The 25,445-nt window shown below is 30.0% G+C and carries 25 protein-coding genes and 1 tRNA gene; 23 read left to right on the forward strand and 3 right to left on the reverse strand.

The features are described from left to right. The first annotated feature begins 20 nt into the window (after positions 1-20). From BR69_RS0116150 to BR69_RS0116260, 23 genes are all read left to right on the forward strand, one after another. Positions 21-1,076 (forward strand): type IV pilus twitching motility protein PilT, encoded by a 1,056-nt coding sequence (locus tag BR69_RS0116150; RefSeq protein ID WP_027634121.1) that lies wholly within the window; start codon positions 21-23, stop codon positions 1,074-1,076. A 299-nt stretch (positions 1,077-1,375) separates the two neighbouring features. Beyond that, the gene (locus tag BR69_RS0116155) at positions 1,376-2,650 is read left to right on the forward strand and encodes a glycosyltransferase family 2 protein (RefSeq protein WP_027634122.1); all 1,275 of its coding nucleotides are present in this window, start codon (positions 1,376-1,378) and stop codon (positions 2,648-2,650) included. A gap of 164 nt (positions 2,651-2,814) precedes the next feature. Beyond that, positions 2,815-4,050: a cell division protein FtsA gene (gene ftsA, locus BR69_RS0116160; protein ID WP_027634123.1), complete on the forward strand. Its 1,236-nt coding sequence runs from the start codon at positions 2,815-2,817 to the stop codon at positions 4,048-4,050. A gap of 15 nt (positions 4,051-4,065) precedes the next feature. Then, positions 4,066-5,187, forward strand: coding sequence for a cell division protein FtsZ (ftsZ, locus tag BR69_RS0116165; protein ID WP_027634124.1), 1,122 nt, complete (start codon positions 4,066-4,068; stop codon positions 5,185-5,187). A gap of 339 nt (positions 5,188-5,526) precedes the next feature. Then, on the forward strand, positions 5,527-6,330 hold the full coding sequence (spoIIGA, locus tag BR69_RS0116170; protein ID WP_027634125.1) for a sigma-E processing peptidase SpoIIGA: 804 nt from the start codon (positions 5,527-5,529) through the stop codon (positions 6,328-6,330). Between the two features lie 11 nt (positions 6,331-6,341). Beyond that, positions 6,342-7,049: an RNA polymerase sporulation sigma factor SigE gene (gene sigE / locus BR69_RS0116175; RefSeq protein WP_027634126.1), complete on the forward strand. Its 708-nt coding sequence runs from the start codon at positions 6,342-6,344 to the stop codon at positions 7,047-7,049. Positions 7,050-7,124: 75 nt separating this feature from the next. Further along, positions 7,125-7,898 carry an RNA polymerase sporulation sigma factor SigG gene (sigG, locus tag BR69_RS0116180; RefSeq protein WP_027634127.1) on the forward strand — a complete coding sequence of 258 codons (774 nt, stop codon included), beginning with the start codon at positions 7,125-7,127 and terminating at the stop codon, positions 7,896-7,898. A gap of 105 nt (positions 7,899-8,003) precedes the next feature. Beyond that, complete coding sequence (locus BR69_RS0116185; RefSeq protein ID WP_027634128.1) at positions 8,004-8,267, forward strand: YlmC/YmxH family sporulation protein; 264 nt, start codon at positions 8,004-8,006, stop codon at positions 8,265-8,267. 61 nt (positions 8,268-8,328) lie between these two features. Beyond that, the gene (gene nrdR, locus BR69_RS0116190) at positions 8,329-8,799 is read left to right on the forward strand and encodes a transcriptional regulator NrdR (RefSeq protein ID WP_027634129.1); all 471 of its coding nucleotides are present in this window, start codon (positions 8,329-8,331) and stop codon (positions 8,797-8,799) included. A gap of 97 nt (positions 8,800-8,896) precedes the next feature. Continuing rightward, a complete protein-coding gene (gene pgeF, locus BR69_RS0116195) occupies positions 8,897-9,610 on the forward strand; it encodes a peptidoglycan editing factor PgeF (protein ID WP_027634130.1) in 714 nt (237 codons plus the stop codon). A gap of 16 nt (positions 9,611-9,626) precedes the next feature. After that, the gene (locus BR69_RS0116200; RefSeq protein WP_027634131.1) at positions 9,627-10,322 is read left to right on the forward strand and encodes a response regulator; all 696 of its coding nucleotides are present in this window, start codon (positions 9,627-9,629) and stop codon (positions 10,320-10,322) included. 2 nt (positions 10,323-10,324) lie between these two features. Continuing rightward, entirely contained in the window at positions 10,325-12,043 is a 1,719-nt protein-coding gene (gene pnpS, locus BR69_RS0116205) for a two-component system histidine kinase PnpS (RefSeq protein ID WP_027634132.1), read from the forward strand. A 424-nt stretch (positions 12,044-12,467) separates the two neighbouring features. Then, positions 12,468-13,352: a phosphate ABC transporter substrate-binding protein gene (locus BR69_RS0116210; RefSeq protein WP_027634133.1), complete on the forward strand. Its 885-nt coding sequence runs from the start codon at positions 12,468-12,470 to the stop codon at positions 13,350-13,352. 59 nt (positions 13,353-13,411) lie between these two features. Beyond that, the gene (gene pstC / locus BR69_RS0116215; protein WP_027634134.1) at positions 13,412-14,293 is read left to right on the forward strand and encodes a phosphate ABC transporter permease subunit PstC; all 882 of its coding nucleotides are present in this window, start codon (positions 13,412-13,414) and stop codon (positions 14,291-14,293) included. Beyond that, complete coding sequence (pstA, locus tag BR69_RS0116220) at positions 14,293-15,177, forward strand: phosphate ABC transporter permease PstA (RefSeq protein WP_027634135.1); 885 nt, start codon at positions 14,293-14,295, stop codon at positions 15,175-15,177. The genes pstC and pstA overlap by 1 nt, the downstream gene beginning before the upstream one ends. An 11-nt stretch (positions 15,178-15,188) precedes the next feature. Beyond that, positions 15,189-15,941 (forward strand): phosphate ABC transporter ATP-binding protein PstB, encoded by a 753-nt coding sequence (gene pstB, locus BR69_RS0116225; protein WP_027634136.1) that lies wholly within the window; start codon positions 15,189-15,191, stop codon positions 15,939-15,941. 152 nt (positions 15,942-16,093) lie between these two features. Beyond that, positions 16,094-16,750: a phosphate signaling complex protein PhoU gene (gene phoU, locus BR69_RS0116230; RefSeq protein ID WP_027634137.1), complete on the forward strand. Its 657-nt coding sequence runs from the start codon at positions 16,094-16,096 to the stop codon at positions 16,748-16,750. A gap of 214 nt (positions 16,751-16,964) precedes the next feature. Continuing rightward, complete coding sequence (locus BR69_RS0116235; protein WP_027634138.1) at positions 16,965-18,266, forward strand: DUF512 domain-containing protein; 1,302 nt, start codon at positions 16,965-16,967, stop codon at positions 18,264-18,266. 17 nt (positions 18,267-18,283) lie between these two features. Then, complete coding sequence (der, locus tag BR69_RS0116240; RefSeq protein ID WP_027634139.1) at positions 18,284-19,600, forward strand: ribosome biogenesis GTPase Der; 1,317 nt, start codon at positions 18,284-18,286, stop codon at positions 19,598-19,600. Between the two features lie 3 nt (positions 19,601-19,603). Further along, positions 19,604-20,596 carry an NAD(P)H-dependent glycerol-3-phosphate dehydrogenase gene (locus BR69_RS0116245; protein ID WP_027634140.1) on the forward strand — a complete coding sequence of 331 codons (993 nt, stop codon included), beginning with the start codon at positions 19,604-19,606 and terminating at the stop codon, positions 20,594-20,596. Positions 20,597-20,892: 296 nt separating this feature from the next. Further along, positions 20,893-22,359, forward strand: coding sequence for a stage IV sporulation protein A (gene spoIVA / locus BR69_RS0116250; RefSeq protein ID WP_027634141.1), 1,467 nt, complete (start codon positions 20,893-20,895; stop codon positions 22,357-22,359). A gap of 371 nt (positions 22,360-22,730) precedes the next feature. Further along, positions 22,731-22,806 (forward strand) — tRNA-Pro (locus BR69_RS0116255). Between the two features lie 133 nt (positions 22,807-22,939). After that, complete coding sequence (locus BR69_RS0116260) at positions 22,940-23,395, forward strand: hypothetical protein (protein ID WP_027634142.1); 456 nt, start codon at positions 22,940-22,942, stop codon at positions 23,393-23,395. Positions 23,396-23,611: 216 nt separating this feature from the next. On the opposite strand, the gene BR69_RS21865 is transcribed toward BR69_RS0116260, so the two are convergent. The 3 genes from BR69_RS21865 to BR69_RS0116275 all read right to left on the reverse strand — a co-directional run bounded on the left by BR69_RS21865 (position 23,612) and on the right by BR69_RS0116275 (position 25,109). Then, positions 23,612-23,785: a hypothetical protein gene (locus BR69_RS21865; protein ID WP_160169958.1), complete on the reverse strand. Its 174-nt coding sequence runs from the start codon at positions 23,783-23,785 to the stop codon at positions 23,612-23,614. Positions 23,786-23,998: 213 nt separating this feature from the next. Beyond that, positions 23,999-24,190 (reverse strand): hypothetical protein, encoded by a 192-nt coding sequence (locus BR69_RS0116270; protein ID WP_027634143.1) that lies wholly within the window; start codon positions 24,188-24,190, stop codon positions 23,999-24,001. Between the two features lie 343 nt (positions 24,191-24,533). Next, a complete protein-coding gene (locus tag BR69_RS0116275) occupies positions 24,534-25,109 on the reverse strand; it encodes a GNAT family N-acetyltransferase (protein ID WP_242840706.1) in 576 nt (191 codons plus the stop codon). Between the last annotated feature and the right edge of the window lie 336 nt (positions 25,110-25,445).

Genomic DNA, 25,445 nt, shown 5'->3' on the forward strand with positions numbered 1-25,445 from the left:
TTTAAACAGGAGGGTAAAATTTGTATACATTAAGAGAATTACTAGAAATAACATTAAAGGAAAAGGCTTCAGACTTACATTTAACTGTAGGAACTACTCCAGCTATTAGAATAAATGGTGCTCTTAAGCATATTGGAGATAAAAAACTTTCTCCAAGGGACGTGGAAGGCTTTGCTAAAGAAATATTGGGAGAATATTTTGAAGAGTATTTAAATGAAGGGGAGTATGATACTTCTTATTCTATATCAGGTTTTGGAAGATTTAGAGTTAACATATTTAAGCAAAGAGGAAGCGATGCTATTGCTCTTAGAGTAATAACTTTGAAGGTTCCAACTTTAAGTGAGTTAAATCATCCACCTGTTATAAAGGACTTAATAAATAAACAAAGAGGGCTGATATTAGTAACAGGACCAACAGGAAGTGGAAAAAGTACAACCTTAGCAGCCATGATAAATGAGATAAATAATACTAGAGATGCTCACATAATAACCCTAGAAGATCCTATAGAATACTTACATAAACATAATAAATCTATAATTAACCAAAGAGAAATAGGAAAAGATACAAAGTCCTATGAAAAAGCTTTAAAGGCTATACTTAGAGAAGATCCAGATGTTATATTAGTGGGAGAAATGAGGGATATAGAAACTATAGCAGTGGCTATAACAGCAGCGGAAACAGGTCATCTTGTACTTTCTACCCTTCATACCATAGGGGCAGCAAAGACTATTGATAGAATAGTAGATGTTTTCCCTCCTCATCAGCAGCAACAAATAAAAGTGCAGCTAGCAGCAGTGCTTCAGGGAGTAGTATCTCAGCAACTTCTTCCAAGAGAAGATGGAGAGGGTAGAGTTTCAGCTTTAGAAATTATGACATCAACTCCTGCTATACAAAACTTAATAAGAGAAGGAAAAACTCATCAAATAGAGTCTTCTGTTCAAACAGGAAGTAAGTATGGTATGAAAACCATGGATATGGCTATAGTACAACTTTATAAAAGTGGAATAATAACAGAAGAAACAGCTATGACCTTTGCAGTAGACAGAGAAATGATAAGTAGAATGATGCTTCTTTAATAAAGGATGGCCTTGGCTATCCTTTTTTTTACCTAAAATATAGTTTTATAATAATAAGTTTAAGTTAAGAACCTCCTCCTAGTTATGCTTAGGAATATTATTCCATAAACAGCGAAGATTATTCCATAAACAGCGAAGATTATATTTTTAGAATTAAGTGAAATATATGATTAATCAAGTAATATAATATTATGGGAAATATTAATAAAATCATAAATAAAAAATAATTGAAATTAAATAAAGGTATAGTATTTAAAATTGATTTGTGTTAAAATAACTTTGATTAAGGGGGAGATACAATGGAAATCTTTAATTCCTTAGTACACATTATATCAGCAGTATTTACTAATTTAGTTTTTGGAGTATCAATGTATTACTTAATACTTTCTTTTTTTGGACTTATAAGATTTAAGGAAAAAAAGGAATTTTCTCCAAAGAAGAGCTTTGCATTTATAGTAGCAGCTCATAATGAAGAAATGGTTATAGAAGACATTATAAATAGTTTACATATGGTTGACTATCCCAAAGATTTATATGACATCTTTGTTATTGCTGATAATTGTACGGATAATACTGCGCTTAAAGCTAGGGAATCAGGTGCCTTAGTTTTTGAGAGGGTTAATAAAACTGAAAGAGGAAAGGGTTATGCCTTAGAATGGATGTTTGATAAGATATTTAAAATGGAGAGAAAATATGATGCAGTAGTAGTTCTAGATGCAGACAACCTAGTTTCAAAAAACTTTTTAAAAGTTATGAATAATAAATTATGTAATGGATACAAGGTAGTACAAGGATATCTTGATAGTAAAAATCCTATGGATACCTGGATAACAGGAAGTTACTCTATAGCATTTTGGACTTCAAATAGAATGTTTCAATTGTCTAGAAGTAACTTAGGGTTATCAAATCAGCTTGGTGGAACAGGATTTTGTATAGATACTAATGTATTAAAGGATTTAGGATGGGGAGCTACTTGTCTTACTGAAGATTTAGAGTTCACTTGTAAGCTTGTGTTAAATGACTGTAAGGTAGGTTGGGCACACGAGGCTATTATATATGATGAAAAACCTTTAACACTTGTTCAGTCATGGGCACAAAGAAGAAGATGGATGCAAGGGTTTGCAGACGTTGCTTCTAGATATTTCTTTAGACTTATGAAGAAGGCAATAAAAGAATTTAATGTGGTAGCTTTAGATTGTGCTTTGTATAGTATTCAGCCAATAGTAATAATACTTTTAGGAGTAGCTATGATTTTAAATGCTATGAATTACTTCTTAATGGCACCAGAGCTTATAACTAAAGCTATAACCATGATGCAAACTGCTAACTTTACTATGTTTAAGGCAGGAGCGGTATTACTTATTGCTATGCAATTTATATATACACCCTTTATTTTAATTCTTGATAATAAACTTAGTTTTAAAATATTCTTATATTATTTAATCTATCCAATTTATGCAATAACTTGGATGCCAATATCTATTCAGGGAATATTAAATAAGGATAAAAAGGAGTGGTCACATACTTTACATACAAGAAGTATAAAGATCACAGACCTTGAAGAAGCGAAATAAGGACGAGGTATCTCGTCCTTTGCTTTTTTATATATTATAGGATATACTAAAGAATATATAAAAATTCACTGGAAATATACCATATTTAAAAGGAATTTTTAAAAACATGTTGAATATATAGTATGAGTTTAAATGCTATCTGCGAAGGAGGTAGACAAAAGAGGATGAATAACAATTATATAGTTGGTATTGATATGGGATCCTCATCTATATATGGAATGATAGGCAAGGCAGATAAGCAGGGAAAACTAAAAATATTAGCAAGTACTGAAATAAAATGTGATGGGATAAAAAAAGGTATAGTTGTTAATATAGATAGTGTAACTGAAGCTTTAAGAAGTTGCCTTGAAGACATGGAAAGAGTTATTAATCTATATATAGACGAAGTTTTTATAGGAATACCTTCATCGATTTGTAGGCTTGTGTCTAATAAGGGAATTATAGCTATTTCAGGAGAAGAAGATACTATAGATGAAGCTGAGGTAAAAAGGGTTTTAGATGCAGCTAAGAGGGTTTCTATAGGTAAGTATGAAAAAGTTATTGATATAATTCCAGAAAAATTTATAATTGATGAGTCTTATGAAATTGATAATCCCTTAAATATGAAGGGAAGTAGATTAGAAGTAGATGCAAAAATTGTTGTGGCTAATGAGATTCACTTAGATTCTATATATAAGTGTTTTGATAATTTAAAGGTGGGAATAAAGGGCACAACTTTAAAGATAAATGCAGCATCTACATTTATCTTAACTAAAGAAGATAAGAGGGAAACTATAGCTATTATAGATGTTGGGGTTGATAATACAGATATAGGGATTTATAAAAATGGTACCTTAGTACATATGAATTCTTTTAATATAGGTGGGAATAATATAACAGGAGATATTATGTATTGCACAAAGGTTTCATTTAAAGAAGCTGAAGAATTAAAGTTTAAGTATGCAGAGCTAGGCAGAGGTCTTGAAGACATAGAATTAGGAACAAAGGGTGAAGAATATGGTCTTCAAGGAAATATATTATGTGATATAATAGATGCTAGAATTGAGGAAATTTTAAACTTTATTTCAGATGAGTTAAAGAACTCTTCATATATGGACGATATAAGCACAGTGATAATTTATGGAGGGGGAATTTCTCAGTATAAATCTTTAGTGAGTATAGGCAAAAGAGTGATATCTAAGCCAATATATGCTTTTAATAAAAGTACTACAGATTTAGAGAATACTTTAACTATTAATTCATTAGGAATTGTTAAACATGTCTTTAATGAGTTGAAAATTAGTTATAATAAAATAACTGATAATAAGATTGAAAATAATGAAACTGAAATTAATAATAAAGAAAAGAAGCCAGAAGGTTTTATGAGGAAAATAAAGAGTTTTCTAGGTGAATATTTCTAAAGAGGAGGAATTGTCTTGTTAGATTTTGATGTAGATGTTCAACAGTTTGCCAATATTAAGGTTATAGGTTGTGGAGGCGGAGGAAACAACGCTGTTAATAGAATGATAATTGAAGGATTAAAAAATGTAGAGTTCATATCTGTAAATACAGATAAGCAAGCTCTAATGTTATCTCATGCTACCCAAAAGATTCAAATAGGAGATAAACTAACAAAAGGACTTGGAGCAGGAGCTAATCCAGAAATAGGAAAGAAGGCTGCAGAAGAGAGTAAGGAAGAAATATCCCAAGCTATTAAAGGTGCGGACATGGTATTTATAACTGCTGGTATGGGTGGCGGAACCGGTACAGGAGCAGCACCAGTGGTTGCAGAAATAGCTAAGTCTATGGGTATACTTACAGTGGGAGTTGTGACAAAGCCATTTCCATTTGAGGGAAGAAAAAGAATGCTTCATGCAGAAATGGGAATAAATAATCTAAAAGAAAGAGTAGATACTCTAGTTACAATACCAAATGAAAGATTATTGACTATGGTAGATAAAAAAACTACCTTACTTGATTCTTTTAAAATGGCAGATGATATTTTAAGACAGGGTGTTCAAGGTATATCAGACCTTATAACAATACCTGGACTTGTTAACCTTGACTTTGCAGATGTTAGAACAGTAATGGTTGATAAAGGGCTTGCTCACATGGGTGTAGGATATGGAGCAGGAGACAATAGAGCAGCAGATGCGGCTAAACAAGCTATATCTTCTCCATTACTTGAAACTTCAATAGTAGGAGCTACAGGAGTGCTTTTAAATGTTACAGGTGGTACAGATCTTGGACTTCTTGAAATAAATGAAGCGGCAGAGGTTGTACAACAGGCAGCAGATCCAGACGCTAACATAATATTTGGAGCTGTTATAGATGAAAATCTTAAGGATGAAATAAGAATAACTGTTATAGCAACTGGTTTTGAATCAGAAAAAGAGATTGTTAAAAGACCAGAGGAAAACATAGTTAAAGAGCCAGTTAAGGAACAAAGAATCAGAACGGAACAAGAATCTGATGACATGGAAGAAGTGGCACCAACAAGAACATATAATGATAATGATATAGAAATACCAGCTTTCTTAAGAAAGAATAAGAGATAGTCAGTAGTTTATACTACTGACCATCTCTTTATTTTTGCACAATATATTGCTTAATAGGATAGAAATTCCATGATATTTAAAATAGATATAAATACTTATGTCTATTTTAAATATCATGGAATTGTTTATTATTTAAGAATTTATATTAAATAAGTTTTACTATAAATACATTGAGTAATAGTTACACTTATATAAAAATATATGGAGATAAAAAATAGTATGAAAAGATAAATGGGTAAAAATGTAAAAAAATAAAAGAATAAAAAAACTTATAAATTTTATGAAGTGACAAAATTTTAAGAATAAGCCAGTTATAATAGTTATCAAGGGGGGAGTGAAATGGAGGTATATGCAGATATACTAATCTTTGAAAATTTTATTGTGAATTTATTTTTACTATATTTAACCTCACAAACCTTAAGGACAAAATATTCTATTAAAAGGTTTATAATTCCATCTCTTATAGGAGCTTTATACTGTATAGTTGTACTTTTTGATTTTTTAAGCTTTTTAAATAATTTACCTATAAAAATTTTAGTAAGTTTTTTAATGACTTTTTTAGTTTTTAGAAAGAGGGAAATATTATTTTTAATAAAGAGTTCTATAGTATATATAATTTACTCTATGGTACTTGCAGGAGTATGCGTTTTTGTTGATATTTCAAAAGAAACAACCTTCTCCTTAAATTATCAAGTTGTGAATTTCTCCTATAAATATTTACTCTTATCTTTAATGATTATTTATTTGTTTAGTAGCCGTATAAATACATTTGTACAAGATAGAAAGTCTATGAATAAATATATTTATGATATTGAGATACTAGATAACAACTTTAAGGCAAAGATGAGGGCTTTTTTAGATACAGGAAATGAACTTAGAGAACCAGCCACTAATTTGCCAGTTATAATAATTGAAGAAAATGTACTAAAAGATTATAGATTAGAGAATAAGGATACTTTTAAAATACCCTATGCAGCTGTAAATGGACATAAGGGTGAACTTCAGGGATTTAAACCTTTAGGGGTAAAGATATCATATGATGATAATAATATACAATTTAGAGAAGTTATTGTTTGCCTTTGCAAGGAAAGATTAAGCAATACAGATGATTATGTAGCGTTGTTATCAAGAGGATTAATATAGGGGGGATGAATGTGATAAAACTTAGGATATTGTTAAATAGAATTTTAACTAAAATGAAGTTATTTACAAAAAAACTTTATTACATAGGAGGCAATGATGCTCTTCCACCTCCCTTATCTAAGGATGAGGAAGAGGATTTAGTCTTAAAACTTGTAAAGGGTGAAAAAAGTGTAAAGAGCACCCTCATCGAAAGGAATTTGAGGTTAGTGGTATATATTGCAAGAAAGTTTGAAAATACAGGGGTTTCAGTTGAAGATTTAACATCTGTTGGAACTATAGGACTTATTAAGGCAGTAAGTACCTTTGACCCAGAAAAGAAAATAAAACTTGCTACTTATGCTTCTAGGTGCATAGAAAATGAAATTCTTATGTATCTTAGAAGAAATTCAAAGGTGAAAGCAGAAATTTCCTTTTATGAACCATTAAATACAGACTGGGATGGGAATGAGCTATTATTATCTGACATATTAGGTACAGAAAATGATACAGTTTATAACTATATAGAAGATGAAATAGATAGAGAACTTTTATGTGTTGCCTTGGATAAATTAAATGAAAGAGAAAAAGAAATTGTAAGACTTAGATTTGGTCTTCAGGGCACTAAGGAAAAGACACAAAAGGAAGTTGCAGATATGCTTGGGATATCTCAATCTTATATATCTAGATTAGAAAAAAGAATTATTAGTAGACTAAAAAAAGAAATAAATAAAATGTTATAGGGTTGTCAGCGGTATAAAATTTTATCCCTGAGGGAACACTTTTAATTGAATTACTCTGAAGGGACTGATAACTATATGATGATTAGCAAGGTAGAAATCTGTGGCGTAAATACATCAAAGTTGCCTGTGCTAAAGGAAAAAGAAATGAAAGCACTACTTATAGCAATAAGGCAAGGGAATAATAATGCAAGGGAAGACTTTATAAGAGGTAATTTAAGATTAGTTTTAAGTGTTATTCAGAGATTTAATAACCGAGGAGAAAATGTTGATGATTTATTCCAAGTCGGATGTATAGGTCTCATGAAGGCAATAGATAATTTTGACTTAAGTCAAAATGTAAAGTTCTCAACCTATGCAGTTCCTATGATAATAGGAGAGATAAGAAGATATTTAAGAGATAATAACTCCATAAGAGTTAGTAGATCCCTTAGGGATATTGCCTATCGAGCTTTACTTGTACGTGATAGACTAGTTAATGAAAATAACAAAGAGCCTACCATATCTCAAATAGCTAAGGAGCTTGAGGTTCCAAGGGAAGAGGTAGTATTTGCCCTAGATGCAATCCAAGATCCAGTGTCCTTATTTGAACCCATATATAATGATGGAGGAGATGCCATATATGTTATGGATCAAATAAGTGATAATAAGAATTTAGATGAAAGTTGGCTTGAAAATATTGCTATAAAAGAAGCGATGAAAAAGCTTAATGATAGGGAAAAACTAATATTAAACTTAAGGTTTTTTGATGGAAGAACTCAAATGGAGGTGGCAGATGAGATAGGTATATCTCAAGCTCAGGTATCAAGATTAGAAAAAACAGCATTGAGACACATGAGAAAATATGTTTAAAAAGAGTCTGATTTTCAGACTCTTTTTATTTTGAAAACTAAATGCATATATATTTAGCATAGAATTACTATTGAAAACATATAAATTATTTAGGGAGGGATTATTATGGAAATAAATTCTATGCATTCTATAAACCAAATAAAATCTATGGAGGTAATTGATGTAAATCTTGGGGCGAAGCTTGGATATATAAAGGATTTGAAGATAGATTGTGATGAGTGTAGGGTAGTAGCTTTAGTGTTACCAGAGATAAGAGCATCTTGGTTTACCAAAGGGGAACATAGAGAAATACCTTGGAATAAGGTGGTTAAAATAGGGGTAGATGTAATTCTTGTAGATTATGAGCAAAGTAATTCAAATGACATATAGAAATTATATAAAAATATAGTATAATACTACTATAGAAATTAAAAAGAAGGGCGTGAAGTAAATGAAATGTCCATATTGTACTAATGAGGAAAGTAAGGTTGTAGATTCAAGATCTACAGATGATGATAATGCAATAAGAAGAAGAAGAGAATGTTTAAAATGCAATAAAAGATATACAACCTATGAGAAGATAGAAGATATTCCTATACTAGTAATAAAAAAGGATTTAACTAGAGAATATTTTGATAAGAGTAAGATAGTTAATGGGCTTATAAAGGCATGCCAAAAGAGACAAGTCTCTAGAGCGCAGATTGATGAGATAGCTCAAGACATAGAGAAATATTTAAGTAATGAACTTCTTACAGAGGTTAAGTCAGAATACATAGGGGAACTTATAATGGAAAAATTAAAGAATATTGATGAGGTATCCTATGTGCGTTTTGCTTCAGTATATAGACAGTTTAAAGATATAAATACATTTATGGAAGAGATTAAAAATCTAATGTCAAATAAGCCAAACTACTTAGAATAGTTTGGCTTATGTTAATATTAAGTAAAAAAAGGTTAAAATTCAGTAGGAAGTAAAATAGATATAAGGAAGTATGTTAAGATTATGTTAGGAGAAAGTTATGGAAATAATTAATTTAGATATAGAGAGAAGACTTATAGAAATAAATTTTGAAAATGCCACTATGGTATTTTCAACAGCAGAAGGTGATTTAGACTTTAGGAAGAATAAATCTAGTTTTAAAGAAAATATAGAGGAAATTTCTAAATACTATGGATTAAAAGATATTAAAACATTATCCCAAATACATAGCAGTATAGTTTTAGATATAAAAGAAGAGGGTAAAGAAGGTGATGGACTAATTACTAATGAGAAATATATGGGAATTGGAATCCTTACAGCAGATTGTGTACCCCTTCTTTTATATGATGAAAAAAATAAAATAATAGGGGCAGTTCATAGTGGTTGGAAGGGAACTTTAGACCATATATCCTTAGAGGCTGTAGATAAAATGATTGAGGTTTATAACTGCAATCCTAATGATATAAAGGCTGTAATAGGACCTCACAATAGGGAATGTTGTTATGAGTTTGGGGAGGAGTTAATAGAAAAGTTTTTAGGTGATAAAATATTTAAGAAGGGAAAAGTAAAAGAAAATAGAAACTTAAACGTAGAAAGTTGTATAATTCAAGATTTAAAGTATAAGGGATTAAAAGAGGAGAATATAAAATCTTTAGAATTATGCACTTATTGTAATAAGGAATTAAAATTTCACTCTTATAGAAAAAACAGAGAAGACAGTGGAAGATTACTATCCTTAATATTTATGAAATAGTATAGGAGGGATTTATATGGCAGAGGAAAAAATATTAGTAGTGGATGATGAGGATCACATATTAGAGCTTATTAAATTTAATCTTGAAAAAGAAGGATATAAGGTACTTACTTCTGGAAATGGAATAGATGCTTTAAATATTATAAAGGAAGAAGTTCCAAAACTAATATTATTAGATTTAATGCTTCCAGGAATGGATGGTTATGATATTTGTAAAGAAATAAGAAGAGATACTCTCACCTCTCATATTCCTGTAATTATGATTACAGCAAAGGGAGAGGAACTTGATAAAATCTTAGGGTTAGAGCTTGGAGCAGATGATTATATCACAAAGCCTTTTTCAGTTCGTGAACTAATTGCAAGGATAAAAGCTGTTTTAAGAAGAACTACCACTCAGTTTGTGGAAACTTCTTATAAGTTTGGCAATGTAGCCATAGATTTTCAAAAACATGAGATTATGAAATCTGGTAAAAGAATAGATTTAACTTTAAAAGAATTCGAGTTATTAGAGATCTTAATAAAGAATAAAGGAAGGGTTATGACCCGTGATTTTCTTTTAGATAAGATATGGGGATATGAATATATTGGAGAGACAAGAACAGTAGATGTTCACATAAGGCACCTAAGACAGAAGATAGAAGACGATGATAAAAACCCTAAATATATAGAAACTATAAGAGGAATAGGATATAGATTTAACTATGGTGATTAAATATGAAAAAAAGAATATTAATTTTAGTATTAAGCACAATAATATTTAGTCTAGTAGTAATAAGCTCATTATTCATAGTTATATCTAACTATCAACAAATAAATAACACTCGTCAGGATCTTATAGTAAATAATAAAATTTTAAATAGAGCCATAGAGGATAAATCCCTTGAAAAGAGGAAGGAGTTATTCAGAGAGCTTTATACTAGAGCAGACTTTAGGGTAACTCTAATAGGAAGGGATGGAGAGGTTATTTATGACTCTCTTCAGGATCATAATAAAATGAATAACCACTTAACTAGGGACGAAATAAAATTAGCCTTAAGAGATGGGGAAGGAAGCAGTATAAGATATAGCTCTACTTTAAGTAAAAATATGATGTATTTTGCTACAAAGACAATAGACGGGGATCTTTTAAGAACTTCTATAGCATTAGATAATGTTAACATATTAAATGGTCAATATATTAAGTATTATATTACTGTTTTAGTAGTTGTTATATCCATTGCTGTTATGCTATCAGTAAAATTGTCTCAAATAATTATGGAACCTATAAAAGAGTTAGAGTTTGTAACGTCAAGAATTGCAAAAGGAGATTTTAATAGAAGAGTAAATGCCTTTTACGCTGATGAGGTAGGAGATCTTGCAAAGACATTTAATAATATGGCCGATAAGCTCCAATATACAATTAGAGAGGTTACAGATAAACAAAATAGATTAGAAGCTATACTAAAAAGTATGGATAGTGGAGTTATCGCCATAGATAGAAATTCTAAAATAATAATGATGAATCCATATGCCAATAAAATATTTGATATAGATAGAGATATTATTGGAGAAAATCTTATGGATCATATTAGGGATTTTGAATTTGAGGCAGTCTTTAAAGATACCAGTGATGATTATAAAGAACTTAAGATATACTGGCCAGAGGAAAAGGAACTTAGAATAAAAACAGCAGATATTATAAATCATAGGGAGCTTATAGGTACTGTAGCAGTAGTACAGGATGTTACAGAAATTAAAAAGCTTGAAAATATGAGATCAGAATTTGTTGCTAATGTATCTCACGAGTTAAAAACACCTCTTACATCTATAAAGGGATTTGCTGAAACCTTAAAATATGTAGATGATGAAGAAAATAAAGATAGATTTTTAGGAATAATAAATGATGAGGCTGAAAGACTTACTAGATTAATTGATGATATACTGGCACTATCTAATATAGAGCAAAATAGAGAGGTAATTATAGAAAATATAGAGGTAGATAAAACCTTAAAGGATATATATTATCTAATAAAAAATACTGCAGATAAAAAGAATATAGACCTTGTTTTTGATGTTAATAGTAATATTAATATTATGGGAAATAAAGATAGGTTTAAGCAGATGATGATAAATATAATAGATAATGGGATAAAGTATTCTGAAGAAGGTGGATGTGTATGGGTTACCTCTAAGTCCATAGAGAATAATTGTGTTATAAGTATAAAAGATAATGGAGTTGGAATAGATAAGGAGCATATACCTAGACTTTTTGAAAGATTTTATAGGGTAGATAAGGCTAGGTCTAGGGCTAAGGGAGGAACAGGACTTGGTCTTGCCATTGTAAAACATATAATAAAAAGCTTTAATGGAAGCATTAACGTAGATAGTGAAGTAGGAAAAGGAACGGAATTTATAATAACCTTACCTATAAAGAATTTTAAAGAGAATAGTTAATAATTAAATAGATTTCTATTTATGAAAACAGATGGTATTTATATAAAGAGTATAAATACCATCTGTTTTTTATTATATAAATTTTATATGAAATTAGAAATATAAAATTTTAACACAGTACATTAGTACATTTTTAGAATAAATATTCTAAAATTAATATATTCTCTTTTGAGAATAAATTTAATTTATACAATGGCTAAAACTTACACATTCAATAACTTAAACAATGTAGAAGTTGAGTTTTAATATTAAGACACTATAGATTATAGATTTAAACTTAGTATATGATTCTGAATTTTAAAAGGTTTAATTGGGGAACCTAATGTTAAATTTATTTAACTTTACTATAATACTGCTTTAACTTTAAAAGTACATAATGTAATTGTAAAGTACATCTAAAGGAAATTTAGGAGGAATGTAAATTATGAGAAAAAACTTTTTAAAGCTTAGTGTATTAGCTTTAACTTTAACACTAGGGGTAACAGGACTTACTGCTTGTGGTAATAAGGAAGAAACAACTGGAGATTCTAATAAAGCTTATTCAGGAACTGTATTATCAATAGGATCAACTGCCCTTCAACCATTAGTTGAAAAATCCGCGGTAAAGTTTAAAGATAAATATCCAGATGTAACTGTGAATGTTCAAGGGGGAGGAAGTGGAGTTGGAATAAACCAAGTTGCCCAAGGAAGTGCACAAATAGGTAACTCAGATGTACCAGCTAGTGAAAAAATAAAAGATAAAAAGATATTAGATGAATTAAAGGAAGAAAAGGTTGCTGGAATAGGATTTGCTTTAGTGGTAAACAAAGATGTTAACATAGATAACCTAACTATAGATGAAATACAAAAGGTTTTTACAGGGGAAATAACTAACTGGAAGGATCTTAAAGGAAATGACTCAAAGATAACTGTAGTTAATAGAACTAAATCATCAGGAACAAGAGCTACCTTTAAAAATACTATCTTAAAGGATAAGGATGAAAAAGAGGGACTTGGAATGACACAAGATTCTACAGGAGCAGCTTTAAAGGCTGTAAGAGAAACTAGTGGATCCATTACTTATGTGGCTTTATCTAACTTAATGACTGATAAAGACAAAGAGGGAATAAAAGTTTTAAAGATAGATGGAATAGAGGCTAAAAAGGAAAATATAGTTTCTAAGAAATATCCATTCTGGTCTTATGAATATATGATAACAAAAGGTGAAGCAAAGGATGAAGTAAAAGCTTTAATAGATTTTATTAAGAGTGATGAAAACAAGGAAACAGTTGAAAAACTTGGATATATACCGATGGGTGATTTCAAGTAATAAATTAGGCTAGACCTTGTCTAGCCTAATTAAATTAATTTAAGAAGAGGTTGTGAGGTATGAAAAGCAATAGGTTCACCAAACTTAGAAATGAATATTTAGGAAGAACTTATGCAACAATTTGTGGAGTATTAATAGTAGTCCTTACTTTATCCATAATGTTGTTTGTGTTCTCAAAGGGTATGACGACTTTTAAAACTACTCCTATAAGTGAGTTTTTATTCTCACCTAAATGGGTTACAGAAGGAGATACAAGTTTTGGATCTCTTATATTTTTAGCAGGATCCATATTAGTATCTTTTGGAGCAATAGTAATAGCAGCACCTATAGCTGTAGCTTTAGCAATCTTTATGAATTTAATTTCTAAAAGCATAGGAAGTAAAATTCTTCAGCCTGCTTTAGAGCTTTTTGTAGGAATACCTTCTGTTGTTTATGGATGGATTGGTATATCCTTTCTAGTACCTTTAATTAAAAGAGGGTTTGGAGGTATAGGTTTTTCAGTACTTGCAGCTATACTTGTATTAAGTGTTATGATATTACCTACCATAGCAAGTATTGCATCTGATGCTATAAAGACTGTGCCAAGGGAATATATTGAGGCATCTTATGGTCTTGGGGCCACAAGATGGCAAACTATAAGTAAGGTAGTTGTACCAGCAGCTAAAAAAGGCATACTTACTGGAATAGTTCTTGGAGTAGCAAGAGCTTTTGGAGAGGCCTTAGCTGTTCAAATGGTAATAGGAAACTCTATAAAATTCCCAAAAGGAATACTAGACTCCACTACCACTTTAACTGGTATTCTTACCATGGATATGGCTAATACAATAAATGGAACACCATGGAATGATGCTCTTTGGTCCTTAGCATCCTTGCTACTTGTTGTATCATTCATATTTATATTAGTAATAAGAGCAATAGGAAAACGAGGTGAATCAAAATAATGAATGCTAAGGTTATAGATAAAATTTGGACTTTTATATTATATTTACTATCTGCTTTTGTGGTATTTATATTAGTTTTATTATTATCAATAATAATTGTAAAAGGATTTGGCTTCCTAGATCCTAAATTCCTATTTGGAGCTCCAAAGCATGGAGAAGCTGGAGGGGGAATAGGTCCTCAATTATTTAACTCATTTTATCTTCTTGTACTTTCTTTAGCTATTACCATACCTTTAGGACTTGGTGCAGGAATTTACTTAAGCGAATATGCAAAAGAAGGAATGTTTTTAAATATAATAAGGCTATCTATTGAAACTATGGCATCACTTCCTTCTATAGTAGTAGGATTATTTGGACTATTAGTTTTTGTTAATTTAGCAAAATGGGGATTTACCCTATTTGGAGGAGCCTTAGCTTTAACTATACTAAACTTACCATCTCTTACAAGGGTTTGTGAAAATGCAATAGGTGATGTGTCAAAAAAGTTTAGTGAAGCAAGTCTAGGACTTGGAGCTACAAAATGGCAAACTATAAAAAATGTACTAATTCCAGCTTCAATGCCTCAAATTCTTACAGGAATAATACTTGCTGCAGGAAGAATATTTGGAGAAGCAGCAGCACTTTTATATACTGCAGGAATGACTACTCCAACTTTAAAACTTGGAGCTTCCCTTGGAAGTAAAGCTAATCCTTTTAATATATTTAGGCCAGCAGAGACACTATCTATACACATTTGGAAACTAAATTCAGAAGCAAGTCTTCCAGATGCAGCAGCTATAGCTAATAAATCAGCAGCAGTGTTAATATTTATGGTGCTTATATTTAATATATTAGCTAGAATACTTGGAAAGAGAATACATGAAAGATATACAGGGTCAAAATAGGAGGAAGTATTATGAGTATAATAGAGGCAAAGGATATTAATTTATATTATGGAAAGGTTCATGCCCTTAAAAATATAAATGTGGACATAGATAAGAATAAGGTTACAGCATTAATAGGTCCTTCAGGATGTGGTAAATCTACCTTTTTAAGAACAATAAATAGAATGAATGATCTTATAGATAATGTTACAGTAAATGGTGAAGTTATATATGAAGGAAAAAATATATATGATAAAGAATATGATGTAATAGAACTTAGAAAAAAAATAGGTATGGTGTTTCAAAAACCTAATCCATTCCAAATGTCTATATATGATAATATAGCCTATGGACCTAGAATACACGGGATTAAAGATAAAGGTACCCTAGATGAAATAGTAGAAAGAAGTTTAAGAGGGTCAGTACTTTGGGATGAAGTAAAGGATAAACTTAAAAAGAATGCCTATGGATTATCAGGAGGGCAGCAACAGAGATTATGTATAGCAAGAACCCTTGCTGTAGAGCCAGAGGTCCTTCTTATGGATGAGCCTACATCAGCTCTTGATCCTATATCTACATTAAAGGTAGAGGAACTTATGGATTCATTAAAGAAAGATTATACTGTAGTTATAGTTACTCATAATATGCAACAGGCAGGAAGAATCGCAGACAATACAATATTCTTTTTAAATGGAGAGATTGTAGAAAAGGGAAAAACAGAAGATATTTTCTACAGACCAAAGGATAAAAGAACAGAAGATTATATAACTGGAAGATTCGGCTAAAATATTTAGGGAAATAATAAATTATTATTACTTTTAAATAACTCTAGAGAGAAAAATAATAGTATTAAAAAATATATTCTCTAAAGATACTCTATAAGTGATAGGAGTTATTTTCTATTATATGACTAATATATAATAAGTGAGGTGCTATTATGACAAGAACATCCTTCGATTTAGAACTAAGAAATCTTCATAATGATTTACTTAGAATGAGTAGTATTGTAGAAAAACAAATATATAATTCTATTGAGGCTTTAAAAAAGAAAGATGATAATTTAGCAAGTGAAATAATAAAAAATGATGATATTGTAGATAAGCTTCAAAGGGATATAGAAGATAAATGTATAAAGCTTATAGCAAGAGAACAACCCCTTGCAAAGGACTTAAGAAATATTTTTACAACTACAAAAATAGTCACAGATCTTGAAAGAATGGCAGACCATGCAGTGGACATAGCAAAGGTTGTAAAAAGACTTAAGGATGAGAAGTATATTAAGGAATTAGTAGACATTCCTAGGATAACAGAAATAATACAAAAGATGATAAAAAGTGCTATTGATGCCTATGTGGAAGGGAATGTAGAACTAGCCTATGCTACTTGTAAAATGGATGATGAAATTGATGCCATATATAAGGGTATATTTAAAGAGTTAATAGACCTTATGATAAATGATAAAACAGTAATAAACCAAGCTGCTCAATTTTTATTTGTATGTAAATTCTTAGAGAGAATAGCAGACCATGTTACTAATATATGTGAATGGACAATTTACTTAGTTACTGGAGAAACTGTAGACTTAAATGATTAAACTTTTTAAAACTAGAAGCTAGTCTTCTAGTTTTTTATTTTGAAATATGGACATAATTAGAAAGAAAACATAATTAATAGTTAATAAAATAACTAAATCTAATTACTAGAAAACCTTTAAATAGTAAGGCTTTAACAATAATTATTTATTGACTAGTTTATTTAATTAAGGTATTATAACATAATGATAGTAACTAAAAATAGGAGTGAAACTTATGAATAAAAAAATCTCTAAAGTAATTAATGGAAGTATCGCAGAAGAACTAGGGATTGATATAGGGGATAAACTACTTAAAATAAATGAGACAGTAATTAAGGATATAATTGACTATAAATTTTTAATTGCAGATGAGTACTTAGAAGTAGAAATTGAGAAACAAGATGGGGAAGTCTGGGTATATGAAATAGAAAAAGACTATGAAGAGGATCTTGGTCTTGAGTTTGAAGAGGGAATCATGGATAGAGCAAAGAGCTGTACTAATAAATGTATATTTTGCTTTATAGATCAGAATCCAAAGGGAATGAGAGATACCATATATTTCAAAGATGATGATTCAAGATTATCTTTCCTTCAAGGAAACTTTGTTACCCTAACTAATATGAAGGATGAGGACATAGAAAGAATTATAAAATATAAAATAAGTCCTATAAATATTTCTGTACATACAACTAATCCAGAATTAAGAGCAAAAATGCTTAATAATAGATTTGCAGGGGAAATTTACAATAGATTACAAAAGCTTGCAGATGCGGGTATTGAAATGAATGCCCAAATAGTTTTATGCCCAGAAATAAATAATGGAGAAGAGTTATATAGAACTATAAATGATTTATATAAGCTTTATCCAAGTATTCAAAATGTGGCAGCAGTTCCAGTGGGAGTTACTCAATTTAGAGATGGATTGTTTAAACTTACCACATATACTAAGGAAACTGCTAAAAAGGAAATAGAAGATTTAAAGGAAATACAAGATAAATTTATTGAAACTATAGGAAGTCCTTTTATAAGACTTGCTGATGAATTCTATGTAATGGCTGGAACAGAAGTTCCAGAGGAGAGCTTCTATGGTGGATATGAGCAAATTGAAGATGGTATAGGAATGATAAGACTTCTTAGAGATACCATAGATAAGGATGCAAAGCTTGTGGATAAGGATATAGAAAAATCTATTACTTTTGTAACAGGTACTTCTGCTTATCCAGAGATAGAGAGAATGGCAAATAAAATAATGGAAGTAAATTCAAAGCTGCAGCTTAAGGTGGAGAGAGTTGTGAATAAGTTCTATGGGGAAACCATAACTGTAGCAGGGCTTTTAACTGCAGGGGATATAATTGATGCTCTAAAGGACAAAAATCTTGGGGAGTATATGATAATACCAAGAAATATGCTAAGAGCTAATGATAAGGTATTTTTAGATGATGTTACTGTAGAAGAGTTAGAAAAAACTCTTAATGTAAAGGTTAGAGTGTGTCACTATACAGGAGAAGACATAATTGACATAATAAATCAGTGTTAATGAAGGAGGAGTAACAAATGGCAAAGCCAATAGTTGCAATGGTCGGAAGACCAAATGTGGGGAAATCTACTCTTTTTAATAAAATAGCAGGAAAAAGAGTATCTATAGTTGAGGATACTCCAGGGGTTACAAGAGATAGAGTTTATGCAGAGGCAGAATGGTTAAATCATAAATTTACTATGATAGACACAGGTGGAATAGAGCCTGAGAATGGTAATATTATAGTAAAGCAAATGAGAAGGCAAGCTCAAATTGCTATAGAGACAGCTGATGTTATAGTTTTTATAGTTGATGGAAAAGAAGGATTAACTTCAGCGGACCATGAAGTAGCTCAAATGCTTAGAAAAAGTAAGAAATCAGTAGTGTTAGTTGTAAATAAAGTAGATAACCTAAAGGATGAAAATAATGCCTATGAGTTCTATAACCTAGGTATTGGAGAGCCTGTAACTATATCAGCAACTCAAGGTCTTGGACTTGGGGATATGCTTGATATGGTGGTTGAAAACTTTAATTATGATGAAATAAATGATGAAGATGAGGAAAACATAAAGATAGCTTTAGTAGGAAAGCCTAATGTGGGAAAATCATCTCTTATTAATAAGCTTCTTGGAGAAGATAGAGCTATAGTTTCTAATATTCCTGGAACTACAAGGGATGCTATAGATAGTAATGTAGAAAATGAATTAGGTAAATTTACATTAATAGATACAGCTGGGCTTAGAAGAAAGAGCAAGGTTAAAGAAGAGATAGAAAGATATAGTGTAATAAGAACCTTAGCAGCAGTAGAAAGAGCAGATGTATGTATTCTTATAATAGATGCAGAAGAGGGCGTAACTGAGCAAGATGAAAAGATAATAGGATATGCCCATGAGCTTAATAAGGCTATAATGGTTATAGTAAATAAGTGGGACTTAATAGAGAAGGATAATAAAACTCTTGATAATTACAAGAAGGATTTACAAAGTAATTTAAAGTTTATTGCCTATGCTCCATATCTATTTATTTCTGCATTAACAGGCCAAAGAACTCATAAGGTTCTTGAAATGGCAAAGGAATGTTATGATAGCTATAATAAGAGAATAGGAACAGGAATACTTAATGATGTTATAAGTAAAGCTGTACTTATGAAAGAACCTCCAATAGTAGGACTTAAAAGATTAAAGATATACTATGTGACCCAAGTGGGTACGAAACCACCAACATTTATATTCTTTGTAAATGATTCTAGTGCATTACACTTTTCTTACCAAAGATATCTAGAAAACCAGCTTAGAAGCAGTTTTGAGTTTAAGGGAACTGGTATTAAAATGGAGTTTAGGGAAAGGAAGGAATAGTTTATGAGTAAGGTAGCTTTCTTAGGGGGAGGAAGTTTTGCAACGGCTCTTTCAAATTTACTAGGTGAAAAAGATAATTCCGTATATATATGGGCTAGGGATGAAAAAGTAGTTCATGATATAAATATAAATAGAAGAAACTCAAAATATATGAAGAATATAGTATTAAACCATAATATTATAGCTTCTATGGATATTAAAGAAGTACTAAAGGATGCTGACTATGTAGTTTTTGCTACTGCTTCCCATGCCATTCGTGAAATATGCAAAAAGGCTAAGGAGTATATAGAAGAGAAATCTATAATAATAAATGTGGCAAAAGGTATAGAAGAAGGTACTTCAAAACTTATGTCTGATATATTAGAGGAAGAATTACATAATCCTGTGGTAGTATTATCAGGACCTAGTCATGCAGAAGAGTTAGCAGCTGAAATTCCAACTACTGTGGTATCTTCATCAAGACATATTTGTCATGCAGAAGCTGTTCAAGAGCTTTTTATGGCTCCATATTTTAGAGTATATACTAATGATGATTTAGTAGGAGTTGAAATAGGAGGGGCGGTTAAGAACATAATAGCATTGGCAGCAGGGGTGTGTGATGGAATAGGATATGGAGATAATGCAAAGGCTGCTCTTATGACAAGGGGAATGAGTGAAATAATTAAGATTGGAGAGAAGTTAGGTGGAAAAAAGGAAACTTTTTTTGGACTAACTGGTATGGGAGATTTAATTGTTACATGTACCTCTATGCATAGTAGAAATAGAAGAGCAGGTATATTAATTGGCAGTGGATCCACCATGGAGGAAGCTGTTAAGGAAGTTGGAATGGTAGTAGAGGGAATAAAGGCTTGCAAGGCTTTCTACTTTTTAAAGGAAGACCTTAATATTTCAATGCCTATAACTGATACTCTCTATAGGGTTTTATTTGAAAATAAAGATCCTAAAGAAGGAGTATTAGAGCTTATGCAAAGAGATAGAAAGAAAGAAAGTAATTAATAATATATTATTAATTAAAATAGAATCCATAAATCCATCCTATAGAAAATCATAGTAAATATGTATTTTCTATAGGATGGATTTATTTTTTTGATTTTTGTAATTTTAACAAAAATTGGAACATATCTTTATTAAAAGAATATATTGTATTGTTATTATATCTTATATTGGGGGCATGGAGAAAATATATGCCTTAAGAAAAGAATATTAATATTTTTTAACTAGTGTTTTGTAATAAATGTTAAGAAAAAATAATATATATATAATGTTAATATGTAATCTGGGGAGGGTTGGACTTGGAGAATTTCAACATATACAAAGATATAGCCGAAAGAACCCAAGGCGATATTTATGTGGGGGTAGTGGGGCCTGTAAGAACAGGAAAATCTACTTTCATAAAGAGATTTATGGACATGATGGTAATACCAAAGATAGATAACGGATATAAAAAGCAAAGAGCAAAGGATGAACTTCCGCAAAGTGGCTCAGGTAAGAGCATTCATACAACAGAACCTAAATTTGTACCTAATGAGGCTATAGAAATAGGCCTTGAAGATGGAATAAAATTTAAGGTAAGAATGGTAGATTGTGTAGGATACATTGTAAAAGGGGCATCAGGATATAATGATGGAGAAGAAGCTAAGATGGTAACAACTCCTTGGTATGATTATGAGATTCCCTTTGAAGAAGCAGCTGAGATAGGCACAAAGAAGGTTATAATAGACCACTCAACCATAGGGCTTGTTATAACCACTGATGGATCTATAACAGATATTAAGAGGGAAGAATATGTTGAAGCTGAAGAGAGGGTAATTGATGAACTGAAAAATATTAATAAGCCATTTATGATTGTACTTAATTCAGCTCAAATGTATTCTAAAGAAACTATGGAACTTAAAAGAGAGCTTGAGGAGAAATATGATGTTCCAGTTCAAGTAATGGATGTACTTAATATGAATGAAGAGGATGTTATGAATCTCTTCCAAAGAGTATTAAAAGAATTCCCAATAAAAGAAATCAATATTGATCTACCAGAGTGGATTGAAAAGTTGGAACCATCACATTGGCTTAAGGAAAACTTCCTAGGATTGGTAAGGCAAATGTGTGATAAAGTTTATAAAGTACGTGATGTAAAAAGTATACTTAATAATTTTAGGGAAGAGGATTTCTTAGGACATACAGATGTTAATGAGATGAATATGGGAGAAGGAACTGCTAGGGTATCTATGGCACCAAAGTCTGGTATATTCTATGAAATACTAAGTGAAATATGTGATTGCTCTATAAGAGGGGAAAATGATCTTCTTTCAATTATACAAGATCTTCATGTGGCTAAGGTTGAGTATGATAAAATTTCAGAGGCACTAAGAGATGTTAAGAGTACAGGATATGGCTTGGTTGCACCTCAGTTATCTGAAATGAAATTTGAAAAACCAGAAATTGTAGGTAATAGAATTAAGTTAAAGGCTAGTGCCCCATCTCTTCACTTTATTAAGGCTGATATAGAAACAGAAATACAGCCTATAATAGGAAGTGAAAGGGATACAGAAGAGTTTGTTAAGGGATTACTAGAACAGTTTGAAAGTGATCCAAGTAAGGTTTGGCAAAGTAATATGTTTGGAAAACCTTTAGAGCTTCTTGTAAAAGAAGGGCTGCAAAGCAAACTTTATAGAATGCCAGAGGATGTACAAATTAAGATTCAAAGAACTCTTCAAAAGATAATTAATGAAGGTAATGGAGGATTAATTTGTATAATATTATAATATAATATTATAATATAATATTATATGTATAATATTGAAACTTAAAGTTAAAAATTAGCTTATAACAATTAATAAGATGTATATAATAGAGATAAAAAAGTCATTTCAAATTTGAAGTGACTTTTTATCGTATATTAATCATTTAAATAAAAAAATCTTATTTAAAAAAGGGATATGAGGTTTTTGAGTATCAGACAATTATTCATGGAAATATTATTAGGAAAAGAATAGGTAATTGGTATTTTTATAATAATATTTCTATAAACTTTCCTAAACATAGTGAAGATTTATATGATTCTATTATAAGAATAGATGTGTATATATTGTATGTATATTCCAAATAGTGTAAAATACATTGTGTAAATAATTATCTGGGTATAGCGCAGGTGGTAGCGCGCTAGAATGGGGTTCTAGAAGTCGCAGGTTCAAGTCCTGTTACCCAGACCAAATCCTTGATAAATAAGGAGTGTTGAAAATAAGTGTTTTGATTTGGGAACATAAAAGTACTTATTGATCTGATTTATTTAAAAGAAAGTTTTCATAGAATTAGGGCCTAAAATAAGGAGGTAGCAATTAAAGAATGGTACACTTAGTATATTGTGATGACAAAGAAAAGGTTTTGGAAAAAATACTTGATGGAACCAAAACTATGATTGTAAGAGGTGCAGCAGGAAGAAAAATTCCTCATAGTAGAGTTTTTGAAGATGAAACTTTATACTTTATGAAAAAGGGAACAGGAAAAATATCTGCTATGGCTACAGTTTCAAGTGTTCAAAACTATGTTAAGTTAACAGAAGATGTAATTATAAAAATACTCCATGAGAATCAAAGTAAGCTTAATTTGTCACCTAAGCAAAGAGAAAGATGGCACAAAAAATGCTTATGCTTAGTTGAATTTAAAGATGTTAATGAAATTACTCCTTTAGAATTTCATCACCAAAACAATATGGATGATTGGTTAATCATTGAAAAGATTGAAGATGTGGTGATAGGTACAAGTATTCCATATGATTATAAAAACTCTAAATTTAAATAAGACTAATGAGAATTTATTTGTAGAATTAAGATGAGATTATTCCTATATTAGTATCAAATTGTAAAAATAGTATGGACAAGTATTTTGTATTATTTAAAATCCTTTTTATTAGTATTAGAAAAAATACATATATGTTTATAATATAAAGAATAAAAGGATATAAAATCTTTTATTTAAACAAATTTTATATCCTTAGAAAACCTATATATATAAATATTAATATTTACAATGTTTGCAATTAATGTGGATATGAACTGAACGTGTATATATCTTTATTTTTCCACACTCATCTTTTTTTGAATAATTATCATGTTTAGGGGAAAGGTCTGAAGATGAGAGCTCTGTTTCTTCATATTCATCATAGCTATTATAATCTATAAATTCATCCATAAATAACATCTCCTTATAAATACAACTTATATATAATATAAGTTATTTATAGTTTATATTATATATTATTACGATTTATATAAGAGGTGAAAGAATTTTAGGGAAATATCTAAGAGATTGTAAAATTCATTATAAGGTTAGATTAACAATAATTATTATAAATATGAAAGGATGCTAAGTTTAATACAATAAAACTTAGCATCCTTTCATACTTTAAGGTTGAGTGTTTTTATAACACTTAAAGGAGTTACAATTAACATGAATATGAACTTCATCAGCATAAATACTTATTTCTCCACATTCATCATTTTTATAATACTTAGTGAACTTATCATTAAGTTTTAAAGATGTACTCTCTACATCTTCAATCTTTTCATATTTATAATTATTAAAAGATTTTTCCATAATAGATATCTCCTTATAAATATAATTAGTATAAGAGAATAAAGTGAAATTTAATTAAGAGGATATTTTCAGTACTAAATGAATTGTAGTAGAAGATACTCAGAGTTTTATAGTTTTTATTTAAAAGTTTAAGTTAATAGACATTAGAATTAAAAAGTAAGAAAATAAATAAATTGCATAAGTTACTATATACTGTATATTATTATAAGATATTATAAATTGTGAAAGTTATTTTAGGACATATTTTTAATTTATAGTACTAGGAAAAATAAAGCTTTTTATATTTATCTGGTTGTTGTTGAACAATATAATAATTGTGTAATAACTGTCTATTGAAAAACACTTATTTTTCAGTGTCAGATTTTAATAAAGAATATAATATTAAATCAACAACACCGTGACCTTTCCAGGCATATCCTTGTCGAATTATTCCCTCTTTATTAAAGCCGTTTCTTTGTAATACATTCTGTGATTTAATATTTTCAGGCATTACAAAGGCTTGTATACGGTTAATGCCAATATGATTAAATATGTAATCTTTCATTGCCTTAACAGTTTTTGTAGCAATTCCTTTAGACCAAAATTTATTATTCAGTCTGTAACCTATAGTTATCATATTTACCTCATTGGAGTAGTCAAACATTTCTGCTATACCAACAATATTGTTAGGTTCACCATTTAAGCAGATTCCAAGAAATATGGATTTTCTTTTATGAAAATCTCTTTCAAAATGTCCTATCATATTGGCAACAGTATTTTTATTCTTTTTAAGCATTACAGGAGAGTGTTTAAAAAGATTTTCATTGCTATATATTTCAAAAAGGTTGTCTAAATCAGAATCTAGGATTTTTCTTAATGTTATTTCATCTGTTACAATATGAGGAAATTGTTCATATGGATTTTTACTCAAAAGTATCATACCCCTCTCATGGTGAATATAAAAAGACTTTCTTTTCAGAATTTCACAAATATGTATTTATATTTTATACCAATCAATCCCTGATTACCAACTTATTATATTCTTTTACATAAAAAATAAGAACTATGTTACTATTGATAAAGTCTTGGTACCTTAACCAGAGAATATTATGAGAAGTATATTATATGGATATATCGGAACTAGTTATCAGTAATACATATTTTTTATGCAGGCCTAAGAATATCACCAATCCTGTTTTTAAAAATCCAACAGAAATTATAAAAGCATCTTTAAGATATTTTAAAGTTATTAATGAAAATTTAGAAAATACTAACT

This window comes from Clostridium hydrogeniformans DSM 21757 (assembly GCF_000686705.1).
In the GTDB taxonomy this organism is placed as follows: domain Bacteria; phylum Bacillota; class Clostridia; order Clostridiales; family Clostridiaceae; genus Clostridium_Z; species Clostridium_Z hydrogeniformans.